Origin of the sequence: Flavobacterium sp. H4147 (assembly GCF_029360735.1) — a bacterium.
Classification (GTDB): Bacteria; Bacteroidota; Bacteroidia; order Flavobacteriales; family Flavobacteriaceae; genus Flavobacterium; species Flavobacterium endoglycinae.
Genome location: NZ_JARKNB010000003.1, coordinates 410,714 through 422,821, shown reverse-complemented (window position 1 = coordinate 422,821; position 12,108 = coordinate 410,714). Strand labels below are relative to the sequence as shown.

The following is a 12,108-nucleotide window of genomic DNA, read 5'->3' as shown; positions in this document are numbered from 1 at the left end:
AAGTCTAAATAATTGGATTTCAAAATGATAATAACGATTAAATTAACTCAAAAAAAAGTATGAAATTATGATACATCAAATTGACACTACCGATAATATTGTAGCATTTAGAGCCTTAGCAGAAGTAACAAAAGACGATTTTCTAGCGGTTGTAGTTCCTGCCGTAGAACATTTGGTAAAACAAACAAACGAAATCAATTTTTTACTGGTATTAGATACAGATATTAAAAACTTTACAGCAGGAGCGTGGCTGCAGGATGCACTTTTGGGACTTAAACATTTAGGAAAATGGAACAGAGCAGCAATTGTTTCAGATTCAGATGATATTATTTCGTTTACCAACGGATTTAGCTATATCGTTCCGGGAGAATTCCACGGATTTAAAAAAGAAGCTTTCAATAAGGCACTTAACTGGGTTGAAGGAAATATTAACCTGGCTTGAATACGCAAATTAGAAAGTCTGGCACGCGGAAATATTGATTTAAAGTCATTCCTGCTTTGGGAAAAAGAAGGCAATTAATTTAAAATTTTCACGATGCTGTTTTCTAAAACTCAGCATTTATACAAAACAAAAATCCCGTTAAGAATAAACTTAACGGGATTTTTTATGATTTAATTTTAGAGACTGCTTACTTCGCTAGTTTTTTGTAAACTGCTGCAGATAATAATGGTAATGCAAGACCTCCTACAACAGCAGCTGTTTTAGCATGTCCTGCTTTTTTTAAAACGGCACCAATTAATAGTGAACCAAATCCAGCGCAAGCCAGTTGTTTTACACTAAGTTTTGATGTGCTATCTTCAATAGGTTTGATTCCGTGTAATAGAGGGTCTATGAAATTTAAATTTTCCATGATTGTTAATTATTTAGTTAAACGTATTTTTATTTGTGTTGATAGTATTCTTTTCATTGTCTGTTTCAGTCTCAATTTTTTCAATTTCGACTTTTTCTTTTTTAATTGCTTGTCGAAGAAGTGCAAAAAGGCTCATATAAATATTCGCCATAAATACCAGCGAAAATCCCGCCAAAATGTATCCGCGCCAATCGTTTAACAAAAGTTTATAATCGCAGAGTATCAAAAATGCTATTGTAACATAATGGCTGAAACAATATTCGCAGGTAAGCAGATAAAAAAACTTTCGAGACAATATGTACTTGTCGTTTTTAGAATGTCTAACACACCATTCGTGCGGCTCTCTAAAAATCTCTTCGTGCGTTACCGTCCAGCTGATACAAGCAATTGGAACAGCCAATACAAAAAGCCAGATAATTTGAACTCCTATATCCATAAAAACAATTTCTTGAAACGGTTATTCTCTCGGATGATTTTCAGGATAATGCTCGGCATCAAAATCATCAAGTTCTTCGTCATCATCCAGATCGCTGTGTTTTTCTGAGTCAGATTCACTTTTATCATCCAAATCAGGATCATAATCCTTGTTTAAATCGTCTTCGGTGTCATCATTTGTAATGGCATCGTCTTCATTTACCACTCGTTCCTGATTCGGGATATTTTCAGATCTAACATTTGTGTTGGTTTCAAAATCACCTTGCGGATGATGCGGATCTTCTATAAACTCTTCCTGATATTGATACGGATCTTCATCTCGAGCATAATTGTCGTTATCAATAATCGTATTTTGATCAATATAATCAGGATCGCTTTCGCCAAATTCCCGATTGTCATGTTTTTTTACATCTTGTTTGAATTGATCTTCATTAGAATAAGTACCATCAACAAGAGTATTTTGGTCGATATAATCAGGATCAAACTGACCATATTCATGGTTGTGCTGCTTTTCCATAATGTTTATATTTTGGGTTGATAATTATTGTCTATTCTGGAATATTCTTCCTTTAGCTTTCATTTAAAAAGCTTGTATTTTACAAATTTACCAAGCCTATACAAGGAAGTCCTTACACGAATATTTAATATAGTTGCATAATTAACAGTTATTTAAAATGTAAGAGTTGTAAGAAATGATATAAGCAGTAATGAGTAGAAGACTTTATTTTTGAATAGAAAAATGCAGTTAAAATGAAATCAATATGGCATCTGAAAAAGTAACGGCCTGTTGTGAGGCTTTAATCGAAAAAAATCTGACGATAGCATTTGCAGAAAGTGCTTCAGCCGGAAAAATGTGTTATGAATTCTCGACAGTTTTTAATTCGGGAAGGATTTTAATAGGAGGAATAACCTGCTATCATATTTCAATGAAAGAAGATTTGCTTCACATTCCTTGGGGAACTATTGAACAGTATAGCGCAGAATCTGCAGAAGTCACCAAACTCATGGCGCAAAATTTTCATAAATACATCAATTCAGATATCTGCGTAGCCTTAACCGGACTTACTACTCCGGGCGGAAGCGAAAGCGAATCCAAACCCGTAGGAACCATTTTTATACACATTATTATCTCAGACAAAGAAATCGCCAAACGTTTCGAATTTGATGGAGACGCAGAAAGTATCGTAAACCAAGCAATCGATACTGTTGCAGATTTGATTTTGAAAGAGCTAAATTAATAGTTACCGCCATACAAATGGCTTATTTATCAATTTCCTTTAAGAACAAATATTTCCAAGCTTAATTTAAAATGTTCCGCTAGGAACAATTCATTGGTAGAATACGTGTATAAGTTTTTGTATTTACGTTCCATAGGAACGATTGATTAAGGACAATCAATATGCAAATCAAACGTCCCCAAGGGACGATCTGAAGAGCGGGAAAAACTTTTTTACCAACGAGATGTTCCTAGCGGAGCATTTTTTATATATAATTATTTTTTAAGATAAAGCGAACCATTTTTTATAGTCTTTTTATCCAATTTACCCTTTTGATATAATTCTTCCAGAATATCTTTTGCTTCTGTATACGAAATATCTAGAATTACGGCATATTCTTTTGGAGCCAAGGTTGGATAAATTTCAAAAAGCGATAACGGATTTTCATTAGGAATATCTTTCTTTTTGGCTTCTGGTAAAAGAGCAGACAAAGCATTTTCATAAGAAGCATGAGGTTTAGAACCATAAACCGTTAATTGATTGTTATTTCCGTCAGAGAAAAATAAAGTAGGGAAGCCCCTAACGCCTAATGTTCTGCCCAGATTTAAATCTTCTTGGAAAAGTTTTTTGGCGTCATTTTCATAATCCGTTTTTAGTTTTGCGATGTCCAAACCTGCTTTTTCGGCAGCTTCGGCTATGTTTTCCCATTTGGCAATATTCTTTTTATCCAGATATAATTTTTCACGCAGTATTCGCATAAAATAAACTGCTTTATCCTTACTCTGAATTTGCGCCGCTTTCATGGCAATGCAAGAGGGATAAGAGGAATCCAGCGGATCTTCAAGCCACACATCTCCATCAATAGGCATTGCGTAATACAAACTCGCTTCGTCCCAATGATGCGCCACATCTGAAGGTTTGCTGATACCGCCGCTGTTATACGTCCAATCTGGCAATAAACCGCCCATTCGATAGTCAATTTCGATATAATCTCCGTATTCTAGTTTTAATTTTCGAAGCTGAGGTTCGATTCCCCAGCAGGAGGAGCAGATTGGATCTGTATAATAAATAATTTTAATTGGTTTATTTTCGGCCGGAATAGAAGCGGTTTCATTAGATTTTTCGCCAATCGGCATTTCGCACATTCCTGTTTCAGGATCACATAATAACGGATTTATTTTATTCTCGTTCATTTTAGAATTTATTTGTGATTGGCAATTTACACTGCAAATCAAGATTAAGAATAGCGAAAGTATTTTCATATAACTGTTTTTAATTTCCGCTTGGTTTAAATTTTTAACTTTACGCAAAGTTCGTTTGTAAATATTCACAAGTCAATTAGTCAAAAAAACATGACTACCGAAAATAAATCCCAAAAAGAAAATGAATGTCCTGCCGAAGGACTTCTCAAACTATTATCAGGTAAATGGAAACCGCAAATATTCTTATTGGCTGTTGACGGACCAATACGTTTCAACGGACTTTTAAGAGATCTTAAAGGAGCCAATAAACAATCTATTTCGACTGCATTGCGCGAGCTGGAAGAGTTTGGACTTCTGGATAAAAATGTCATCAAATTAAAACCGCTTCACATCGAATATAATCTATCAGAAAAAGGAAAATCATTGATTCCAGTTTTCAAACAATTGGAGTTTTTCTCTGATAAATAATAATTAAGAATACATTATCAATTATAAAGTAATTGCAATCTTACAAGAATTTATGTATTTTCACGTTTGTAAAAATATATAAGCCTAAATTATGATTGAAATACACGAAAAAAAAGAGATTCTGGCTCTTGAATCCTACTAAAACTACCTCGCCAGAAAAAACAAAACTATTTCACATCATACTAGCAGTAACTTGTTTTACTGCATGTTCGCTATTTGATTAATGGAAATATTTATTTCCTCTGAAATACTTAAATAAAAACTTCACATGAATTATATACAAAAAATCAAACGTCTTTATAACTTGTCTGATAAAGAAGACTACGGATTTTCAAAAGACGAAATTTCTGCCCTAGAGAAAGAATTAAAAGTCACGCTTCCTTCAAAGCTAAAAGAATATTATCAGGAATTAGGGAAAGAAGAAAACCTAAATTATTGTTTTAACCGACTTTTAAAACCTGATGGTGAAATTGAATTTTCAGAAGATGACTATCTAGTTTTTTATGAAGAAAACCAAAACGTAGCGATCTGGGGAATTAAAAAAGAAGATTTAATAGAAGACAATCCACCAGTATATGGAAATTACGATACCATTGAAAAATCAGATTGGGAAGTTGAAACCCAGACAACTGAAAACTTCTTTTTATTGATGGCTGTTTTTAACGGAACCTTAGGCGGACTTCAATACAACGGAAATTTCATAGGAGCAATCGAACCTGAGATCGTAAAGTTTGTAGAAGACAATTGGAAATTAGTGCCCGAAATCAGTAAAGACAATCAAAAAGTGTATACAGATCAGTTTTATGATGTAATCAGCCTTTCTTTCGATCAAAATAACAATTGTCACGGAGCGTTTATAGGAACAAGCATTCAAGATCGTTTCGATGAAATTCTTGACTGTATAGATATCGATTGGTCTTATCTTTCGTATGATGACGAAGAATTTGATGAAGATGACGACGAAGATTAACTAAATTAAAAACAAGTAATTATGTGGTTTAATAAATTTAATTTTTTCGACATACATCCTGGATTAACAGAGTCAATTCCAGACGATTTTTTTACAAAACCTTATTCAGTAAACGAATTAGAGATATTGGATAATATAAGACAATTATATCCAGAAGGAACTGCACCCGAAATTCTCCCGATTCCAAAACAAATAAAACTTCCAGAAGAATATATCAAGCTTTTGAATCATTCAAACGGAGGCGGAATTTTAAACGGCGATCGAGAATTTGGCTATTTCTCACTTGAAGATATTAGAGAAATGTACATTTCTTATGGTTTTCCGTTCTGGGCTCCAGCATTTTTGCCGGTAGCATTTAATGGCGGCGGAAAATTCTACGCCTACGATCTCAGAAAAGAAAACGAGTTTCCTATAATTGCTGTTTCCTCAGGAAATATTGGCTACGACGATGACTGCTGGGGATTTTTAGGAAACACAATGGAAAATGTTTTAAGCAATACCAACAATATTGAAGACGAATTGGATTAATAAATAAGTATTGTTCGGGGAGAAATTTAATTATAAAGTATTTAAATAAAATGTTATGGAAAGAATATTACAAACGAAATACTGATTTGTAATTAATTAAAATTATACGAATAATAATTACATTTATTTAAATAAAAATAACAGCCTAATGGAAAAAGAAATATTTGAAATCATTGAACTGCTTCCTGCCACAAAACATTATTACGGAGACAGCTTAAAAATGCCCGAAATTTTATTAAAAGATGGATTGCTGGTAAAAGCAGGAACCTTAGATATTCCGTTGGGGCATTCCCGTTACGGCGGACCAATTGCTGATCTTCCCAAAGATTTTGAATATCCAAAAGATCTTCGTTTTGCAGCTCAGTTAGATCTCAAACAAATTGCTCCTCACGACAACTCTGGGCTTTTGCCAAAAACGGGACACTTGTTCTTTTTTGCCGATATTATCGAAGATAAAGGACTTGTTGCCTATGCGGATATTGAGAACAGCGAATTAGTGAGAGTAGTAAAAGATCATGACGATAATTTCTTTGAAGGGGTTTTGATAAAAGAGGCCTTTGCGGCAACCGAAAAACTTTCAGATCGTTATCGTGATCCAGAAGATGAATATGAAGAAGAAGATGCCAATGAAGACGGACTTTTATGGGATTTCTTCGAAGGAAGCGAGACATCAAAAATCTTCGGAATCTTTACACATTGTCAGGCACAAGAGCAACAGATATTAGAAGTTGTCAATTCAAATAAAGTAGTTTTATTGCAAATAGGAGAGAACGGATTCAACGATGAAGGTGTGTTTAGTGTTTTAATTGACAAAGACGATTTGAAAGCATTAAATTTTAGTAACTGTGAATTTCATTGGGGACAATCTTAAAAAACTACTATGATTAAGGAATTAGGATACGGTTACAAAATCATCGACAACGAATACAGTTACTATATGGGAAAACGAACTAAATTATAAAGCATCATGGCAGTACATAAATTTAATGAAGTTCTAAACGATCTAATGGATTATTTCATCTTGGGCGATGTGGATTGTTTAATGCAGTATAAAATCGAAAATGATTTACCAGATGATCTTTTAACAGAATTCACAACAGAAGAAACCGGAGATCAGGTTGTCGAAGAAGGTGTAATTGTACCCATGATTGGGATAGTAAATTATCCGTATACTGTTTATTTTAATCTTTCAGATGATGTTCCTGAATTATTAAAACCCGGAAATGAATTACAGCACAAACGCGATGGATATTGTCTTACGGTTGTAAACGGCAGGATTTATTTATATACGATTCCGTATTTGAGAGATTTTACAAAAGAGAAAGTCGATTTACTAAAAAAATACAAACACGCCACAATAGAACTCCCAAACGGCTTTTACAGCGTTTCGATCTTAGCAGGTTTAACAAAGCAGACTTTAGAAATCAAAACAGAATCTGGAGAAATAGAACAAATAGAAGACATGGAACCTACATTTGAATTTCTGATAAAACCTTCAAACGAGAAACCAGATTTTACAGCTGATTTTACGTATTCGTTTAGTATAGAATTTTAATCTTTCGATTTTTTTTATTTCAAATAAAAGAAATTATAACAAAAACGCATCGAATCCACACTAGGATGGAATCCATCGCTATAATATCAACCAAGCCTGGGTACTCTTTAAAACCTTAGAATATTAGTAACTCAGCTTCTTTAAAAAATTCATTAAACTTTCATTAACAAAAAGTAAGATTTCAATAGTTTATATTTGTAAGACACAAATTAATTCTAAAGCGTTGAATCTCATGAAAATCAAGTCTTTTTTCTATATCCTTTTGTTTAGTGTTTTCTCTATTTCGGCTTACAGTCAGAACGTTAAGCTCTTAAATATCGATCAGTTAAACGAAAGAATTAAAACAGGAAAAGACAGTACCTATGTTGTCAACTTTTGGGCAACTTGGTGTGCGCCTTGTATTAAAGAATTGCCACATTTTGAAAAACTGGGAGCCGAATATAAATCAGAGAAACTGGCTGTTTTATTGGTAAGTCTGGATTTTAAATCAAAACTGGCTTCGAATGTGGTTCCTTTTGTAAAAAGAAAAAATCTGAAAAATGAAGTTTTTCTGCTGAACGAAAGCAGTCCCCAAGAATTTATCGACCGTATTGATCCAAGCTGGTCAGGCAGTATTCCCGCGACACTTTTTATTAAAGGCGACAAACGAAAATTTATTGAAAGCGAATTTACCTACGAACAATTATTAACTGAATATAAAAAACTGTAAACCATGAAAAAAATAATTTTATTACTGACATTAGCACTTTCTGCTTTTCTGGCTCAAGCACAAACGGGAACAACTCTTAAAGCAGGAGACGCCGCACCAGATTTTAAGCTGAAAAATGTAGACAATAAAGAAGTTTCTTTTGGAACTTTTAAAGACGCAAAAGGATATATCGTAGTTTTTACTTGTAATACATGTCCGTATGCGGTAGGTTATGAGCAGAGAATTATTGATTTAGATAAAAAATTCAAACCGCAGGGTTATCCTGTAATTGCCATTAATCCTAACGATCCAGAAGCTTCTACAGCAGATACATTTGCTAAGATGCAGGATTTGGCAAAAGAGAAAAAATATCCTTTTCCATATTTATTTGATGCTGGACAAAAAATTACAGACGAATACGGAGCAAAACGCACACCTCACATTTTTATCGTTTCTAAAACTTCAAAAGGAAATGTAGTAGAATATGTTGGCGCAATCGACAACGATCCGGAAGGAAAAAATCCTCAAAAAATAAAATATGCCGAAGATGTTATTGCATCTTTAAAAAGCGGTCAAAAACCAGCTGTAACCCAAACCAAAGAAATTGGATGTACAGTAAAAAGAAAAGCGAAAGCTTAATTATTGGAATTTAAAAAAAATAAAAAAAGCTTGTAGGTAGAAACTACAAGCTTTTTAGTTTTTTCATAAAAACCGGAAATACATCATTCAATTCATCAAACAAAGGATTTTTGCGGTGTTTAAGTTTGATTTCGCTGAATAATTTCAGGCCAATGGCAAACTGAGTTGCTTCATGCGGATTTTCGAATATATTTTTGTCTTTGATTTTTTCTATAATACCAAATATTTCATCGTGATTGTCAAATTCAATTCCTAGTTCTTTTGCAGGAGTAGTGGCTCCATTTGCGTATTCTTTCAGGCTTAAAGTCAGATAATATTTGTTTGCTCTTTTTTCCATGATAATTGTATTCTATTTTATTTCAACCATTTGTCTACAATGGTTTTAAATGTTTCTTTGTATTGTTCGCCAACCGTAATTTCTGTTTTGCCAATTAAAATTGAATTTTTAGTAATTGCATTTATTTTGTCAAGCGCTACGATAAACGAACGGTGTACTCTCATAAATTTAGCAGAAGGCAGTTTTTCTTCCAAAGCCTTTAAAGAAATCAATGACATGATTGCTTTTTGCGAATCGTCAAGATGTACTTTTACGTAATCTTTTAAACTTTCGATATACAAAATATCTTTAAGCGAAATACGAACCCATTGATATTCAACTTTTAAAAAGATAAATTCATCATCTGCCGTAACAGACTGAAATTGTGTTGAAGCTTCTGTCGTAATTTGAAGTACTTTATGCGCAGCACGCAAAAACTCTTCGTAGCTGAAAGGTTTTAAAAGATAATCGACTGCATTTACTTTGTAGCCTTCAATCGCATAATGATTATAAGCGGTTGTAAAAACAATTTTGGGTACTTGTCCCGGTTGTTCCTGCAAAAGTCTGGCAAGTTCCATTCCGGTTAAATTGGGCATATTGATATCTAGAAAAACAAGATCGGGCTGTTTATCTTTAATTAAAGTCATGGCTTCAACCGCATTGTCACAACTGGCAGTTAATTCTAAAAAAGGCGTTTGTTCAATAAAAGTCTGTACCAGTTTTAATGCCAGAGGTTCGTCGTCGACTGCTATACATTTTAATGTTATCATTAGTCTAAAATTAGTTGCAGTTTTACATTATACATTCCGTTTTTGGCGATACCAGATATAAGGGTATGTTTATGCGGATAAATCAACTGAAGTCTTCGTTTCGTATTTGTTAAACCAATTCCTCCTTCATGAGGTAGAGCCGGTTTTTCGAAATAAGTATTTTCTACCTCAAAATCCAAGTGACTTCCAATTTGGCTTAATCTAATATGAATTTCGCTTTTATCCGTAGCATGAATGCCATGTTTAAATGCATTTTCTACTAAAGGTAATAATAACATTGGAACAATTGGGTAATCGTGAATTTTTTCTGGAATGTCTGTAGTAATGGTTAGTTTTTTATTAGCACGAAGTTTCATCAACGAAATAAAATCCTTCATAAATTCGGCTTCTTTCAATAAAGTAGTTGTTTCTTCTGTGCTGTATAATAAATAACGCATCATACGGCTTAAAGTGTGAAGTGCATTTCTAGAATCTTCAATATCGGTGTACGTTAACGAATAAATACTATTTAACGAGTTAAAGAAAAAGTGCGGATTTATCTGTGCTTTCAGCATTGCCAGCTCGGCAGCTGTTTTGTCCTGTTCTAATTTTTGTTTGTATTGCGCCGCTTTCTGCCAGTGCTGTAACATCGCCCAGCTCGTGCTTATTCCTAAAACCAAAAGCGTAAGCATGAAAACATAATTGTCAAAATACGGATTTCGATACTTTTTGAATCCTAAAATTGCTGTGATTTTATTGTGAAGATCGGTTTGCGAAGTATATACATAAGCGATAAGCTGTAACGCAAAAATGACCAGAAAAGCCCAAAATAAAAAAGGCGAAGTGTTGTCTTTAATGATGGTTTTTGGAACTATAATTTTTGCATTAGTATAAAATATAGCCATTAACAAAAACAAGATAATAATCTGCCAAAGCCAAAAAATGGACGGAAGTACTAGATTCCAAGTTAAGGGGATGTAAAACAACATGATAAATCCCAATAAAAACCAGCCAAGAATGTGTAATCCGGTAAATAAATAAGGTCTGTATAGGTTTGATGCCATTACGAATTTTACTTTTTTATTGACAATATTACACTTTATTTACATTCGATTTAGAACCAATCGCTCAACGCAGAATTATAGTCTTTAAAAACCATTTTAGAGCCGATGAGTTTAAGAATTAAACGCTTGTTTAATTTTTTTGAAACCCCGTCGTGTGTCAGCATATCTTTATCGATTGTCTTTCCGTATTCGTCTATTTGAAATTTTTCGCGTGTGATATTTTATTTCTTTTGTCTGTATATAATCGATAATTACATATTATTTCAAATGAATAAGCAATCATTTTTAAGCATCCTTGCAGCATCACTTATTATCGCTTCATGCGGTAAAAATGATAAATCGGCTCAGGCCGGAGGTGCACCGCAGATTAAGGAATATAAGACTGTGACTTTACAGTTGGAATCAGCTACGTTGAACAGCGATTTTCCGGCAAGTATTCAGGGACAGCAGAATATAGAAATCAGACCAAGAGTCGAAGGATACATCGATAAAATTTTTGTAGATGAAGGGGCAGTTGTTAAAGCAGGACAGCCATTGTTTAAAATCAGTGCTCCAGAATATGAGCAGCAAGTTCGTACAGCAACAGCAAGTATTAAAAGTGCGCAGGCTGATTTAAGTGCGGCAAAATTGGCTGTAAATAAAGTGAGACCATTGGTTGAAAAAGGAATCATCAGCAAATATGATTTAGAATCAGCACAATATACCTATGAGTCGGCTGTAGCTTCTTTAGCTCAGGCAAACGCAGCTTTGGTTAATGCTAAAACGAATTTAGGATATACAACCGTTACAAGTCCAGTAAACGGAGTGGTAGGTTCGATTCCGTTTCGTTTAGGAAGTTTGGTAAGTTCAAACACGGCAGAGCCTTTAACTACAGTTTCTAGTATTGGAAACGTATATGCTTATTTTGCAATGAATGAAAAAACATTACTGAATTTTACTAAAGATGCAGGAGCTTCATTAAACCAAAAAATAAAAAGCATGCCAGCCGTTTCTTTATTGCTTTCTGATGGTTCTGCTTATGATGAAAAAGGACATATCGAAACTGTAAACGGATTAATTAATACCGAAACAGGTACTGTAAATGTTAGAGCGCGTTTTCCAAATCCAAAAGGAATTATTAGAAGCGGAAGCAGTACTACCGTAAGAATTCCGAACGAAGTTAAAGATGCCATTATTGTTCCTCAAAGTGCCACATTTGAACTTCAGGATAAAATCTTTGCAGTAGTAGTTGGCAAAGATGGAAAAACTAAAAATGCCAATATCACAGTTCTAGACAATTCTGCAGGCAATTATTACGTCGTGACAAGCGGTTTAAATGCTGGAGATCAAATTGTATTAGAAGGAGTAGCTTCTCTAAAAGAAGGAACTGAAATTAAAGCCAACAATCAGAGCCCAGAAACAGTTTACGCCGATTTAAAATAAAAAA

17 protein-coding genes are annotated in these 12,108 nt (G+C 33.9%); 10 read left to right on the top strand and 7 right to left on the bottom strand.

Annotation, left to right across the window (positions count from 1 at the left end; all coding sequences use genetic code 11):
• The first annotated feature begins 67 nt into the window (after window positions 1-67).
• Complete coding sequence (locus tag P2W75_RS15935; protein WP_207295862.1) at window positions 68-442, top strand: STAS/SEC14 domain-containing protein; 375 nt, start codon at window positions 68-70, stop codon at window positions 440-442.
• Window positions 443-629: 187 nt separating this feature from the next.
• On the opposite strand, the gene P2W75_RS15930 is transcribed toward P2W75_RS15935, so the two are convergent.
• Genes P2W75_RS15930 through P2W75_RS15920 form a run of 3 tightly spaced genes read right to left on the bottom strand, consistent with a single transcriptional unit; the run spans window position 630 to window position 1,803 of the window.
• Window positions 630-851 carry a PrgI family protein gene (locus P2W75_RS15930; protein WP_207295863.1) on the bottom strand — a complete coding sequence of 74 codons (222 nt, stop codon included), beginning with the start codon at window positions 849-851 and terminating at the stop codon, window positions 630-632.
• 13 nt (window positions 852-864) lie between these two features.
• Complete coding sequence (locus tag P2W75_RS15925) at window positions 865-1,287, bottom strand: hypothetical protein (RefSeq protein WP_207295864.1); 423 nt, start codon at window positions 1,285-1,287, stop codon at window positions 865-867.
• Window positions 1,288-1,308: 21 nt separating this feature from the next.
• Window positions 1,309-1,803: a hypothetical protein gene (locus P2W75_RS15920; protein ID WP_276381236.1), complete on the bottom strand. Its 495-nt coding sequence runs from the start codon at window positions 1,801-1,803 to the stop codon at window positions 1,309-1,311.
• Window positions 1,804-2,047: 244 nt separating this feature from the next.
• Between P2W75_RS15920 and P2W75_RS15915 the strand changes: the two genes are divergently transcribed.
• Window positions 2,048-2,524 carry a CinA family protein gene (locus P2W75_RS15915; protein WP_207295866.1) on the top strand — a complete coding sequence of 159 codons (477 nt, stop codon included), beginning with the start codon at window positions 2,048-2,050 and terminating at the stop codon, window positions 2,522-2,524.
• A 254-nt stretch (window positions 2,525-2,778) separates the two neighbouring features.
• Here P2W75_RS15915 and P2W75_RS15910 read toward each other — a convergent pair whose 3' ends face one another.
• Window positions 2,779-3,696 (bottom strand): DsbA family protein, encoded by a 918-nt coding sequence (locus tag P2W75_RS15910; protein WP_276381235.1) that lies wholly within the window; start codon window positions 3,694-3,696, stop codon window positions 2,779-2,781.
• Between the two features lie 159 nt (window positions 3,697-3,855).
• On the opposite strand from P2W75_RS15910, the gene P2W75_RS15905 reads away from it, so the two are divergent.
• The 7 genes from P2W75_RS15905 (at window position 3,856) to P2W75_RS15875 (ending at window position 8,553) form a co-directional block, all read left to right on the top strand.
• Entirely contained in the window at window positions 3,856-4,173 is a 318-nt protein-coding gene (locus P2W75_RS15905) for a helix-turn-helix domain-containing protein (protein WP_276381234.1), read from the top strand.
• Window positions 4,174-4,441: 268 nt separating this feature from the next.
• Entirely contained in the window at window positions 4,442-5,143 is a 702-nt protein-coding gene (locus P2W75_RS15900) for an SMI1/KNR4 family protein (RefSeq protein WP_207295870.1), read from the top strand.
• 21 nt (window positions 5,144-5,164) lie between these two features.
• Entirely contained in the window at window positions 5,165-5,671 is a 507-nt protein-coding gene (locus P2W75_RS15895) for an SMI1/KNR4 family protein (RefSeq protein WP_207295871.1), read from the top strand.
• A gap of 148 nt (window positions 5,672-5,819) precedes the next feature.
• Window positions 5,820-6,542: a DUF1963 domain-containing protein gene (locus P2W75_RS15890; RefSeq protein ID WP_276381233.1), complete on the top strand. Its 723-nt coding sequence runs from the start codon at window positions 5,820-5,822 to the stop codon at window positions 6,540-6,542.
• A 96-nt stretch (window positions 6,543-6,638) separates the two neighbouring features.
• Entirely contained in the window at window positions 6,639-7,226 is a 588-nt protein-coding gene (locus P2W75_RS15885; RefSeq protein WP_276381232.1) for a hypothetical protein, read from the top strand.
• Between the two features lie 232 nt (window positions 7,227-7,458).
• Window positions 7,459-7,935 (top strand): TlpA family protein disulfide reductase, encoded by a 477-nt coding sequence (locus P2W75_RS15880; RefSeq protein WP_276381231.1) that lies wholly within the window; start codon window positions 7,459-7,461, stop codon window positions 7,933-7,935.
• 3 nt (window positions 7,936-7,938) lie between these two features.
• On the top strand, window positions 7,939-8,553 hold the full coding sequence (locus tag P2W75_RS15875) for a thioredoxin family protein (protein WP_207295875.1): 615 nt from the start codon (window positions 7,939-7,941) through the stop codon (window positions 8,551-8,553).
• A 43-nt stretch (window positions 8,554-8,596) separates the two neighbouring features.
• Here P2W75_RS15875 and P2W75_RS15870 read toward each other — a convergent pair whose 3' ends face one another.
• Genes P2W75_RS15870 through P2W75_RS15860 form a run of 3 tightly spaced genes read right to left on the bottom strand, consistent with a single transcriptional unit; the run spans window position 8,597 to window position 10,682 of the window.
• Complete coding sequence (locus P2W75_RS15870; RefSeq protein ID WP_276381230.1) at window positions 8,597-8,890, bottom strand: DUF3861 domain-containing protein; 294 nt, start codon at window positions 8,888-8,890, stop codon at window positions 8,597-8,599.
• A 17-nt stretch (window positions 8,891-8,907) separates the two neighbouring features.
• Window positions 8,908-9,639: a LytTR family DNA-binding domain-containing protein gene (locus tag P2W75_RS15865; RefSeq protein WP_207295877.1), complete on the bottom strand. Its 732-nt coding sequence runs from the start codon at window positions 9,637-9,639 to the stop codon at window positions 8,908-8,910.
• Window positions 9,639-10,682 (bottom strand): sensor histidine kinase, encoded by a 1,044-nt coding sequence (locus P2W75_RS15860; protein WP_207295878.1) that lies wholly within the window; start codon window positions 10,680-10,682, stop codon window positions 9,639-9,641. Before P2W75_RS15860 ends, P2W75_RS15865 begins: the two co-directional genes overlap by 1 nt.
• Before the next feature lie 267 nt (window positions 10,683-10,949).
• Here P2W75_RS15860 and P2W75_RS15855 point away from each other — a divergent pair, with 267 nt between their 5' ends.
• Window positions 10,950-12,104 (top strand): efflux RND transporter periplasmic adaptor subunit, encoded by a 1,155-nt coding sequence (locus tag P2W75_RS15855; RefSeq protein WP_207295879.1) that lies wholly within the window; start codon window positions 10,950-10,952, stop codon window positions 12,102-12,104.
• Window positions 12,105-12,108: the final 4 nt, after the last annotated feature.

Bases quoted from the DNA above. Each gene is read 5' to 3' on its own strand.
- P2W75_RS15935 (WP_207295862.1), top strand. From the start codon at position 68: ATGATACATCAAATTGACACTACCGATAATATTGTAGCATTTAGAGCC.
- P2W75_RS15930 (WP_207295863.1), bottom strand. From the start codon at position 851: ATGGAAAATTTAAATTTCATAGACCCTCTATTACACGGAATCAAACCT.
- P2W75_RS15925 (WP_207295864.1), bottom strand. From the start codon at position 1,287: ATGGATATAGGAGTTCAAATTATCTGGCTTTTTGTATTGGCTGTTCCA.
- P2W75_RS15920 (WP_276381236.1), bottom strand. From the start codon at position 1,803: ATGGAAAAGCAGCACAACCATGAATATGGTCAGTTTGATCCTGATTAT.
- P2W75_RS15915 (WP_207295866.1), top strand. From the start codon at position 2,048: ATGGCATCTGAAAAAGTAACGGCCTGTTGTGAGGCTTTAATCGAAAAA.
- P2W75_RS15910 (WP_276381235.1), bottom strand. From the start codon at position 3,696: ATGAACGAGAATAAAATAAATCCGTTATTATGTGATCCTGAAACAGGA.
- P2W75_RS15905 (WP_276381234.1), top strand. From the start codon at position 3,856: ATGACTACCGAAAATAAATCCCAAAAAGAAAATGAATGTCCTGCCGAA.
- P2W75_RS15900 (WP_207295870.1), top strand. From the start codon at position 4,442: ATGAATTATATACAAAAAATCAAACGTCTTTATAACTTGTCTGATAAA.
- P2W75_RS15895 (WP_207295871.1), top strand. From the start codon at position 5,165: ATGTGGTTTAATAAATTTAATTTTTTCGACATACATCCTGGATTAACA.
- P2W75_RS15890 (WP_276381233.1), top strand. From the start codon at position 5,820: ATGGAAAAAGAAATATTTGAAATCATTGAACTGCTTCCTGCCACAAAA.
- P2W75_RS15885 (WP_276381232.1), top strand. From the start codon at position 6,639: ATGGCAGTACATAAATTTAATGAAGTTCTAAACGATCTAATGGATTAT.
- P2W75_RS15880 (WP_276381231.1), top strand. From the start codon at position 7,459: ATGAAAATCAAGTCTTTTTTCTATATCCTTTTGTTTAGTGTTTTCTCT.
- P2W75_RS15875 (WP_207295875.1), top strand. From the start codon at position 7,939: ATGAAAAAAATAATTTTATTACTGACATTAGCACTTTCTGCTTTTCTG.
- P2W75_RS15870 (WP_276381230.1), bottom strand. From the start codon at position 8,890: ATGGAAAAAAGAGCAAACAAATATTATCTGACTTTAAGCCTGAAAGAA.
- P2W75_RS15865 (WP_207295877.1), bottom strand. From the start codon at position 9,639: ATGATAACATTAAAATGTATAGCAGTCGACGACGAACCTCTGGCATTA.
- P2W75_RS15860 (WP_207295878.1), bottom strand. From the start codon at position 10,682: ATGGCATCAAACCTATACAGACCTTATTTATTTACCGGATTACACATT.
- P2W75_RS15855 (WP_207295879.1), top strand. From the start codon at position 10,950: ATGAATAAGCAATCATTTTTAAGCATCCTTGCAGCATCACTTATTATC.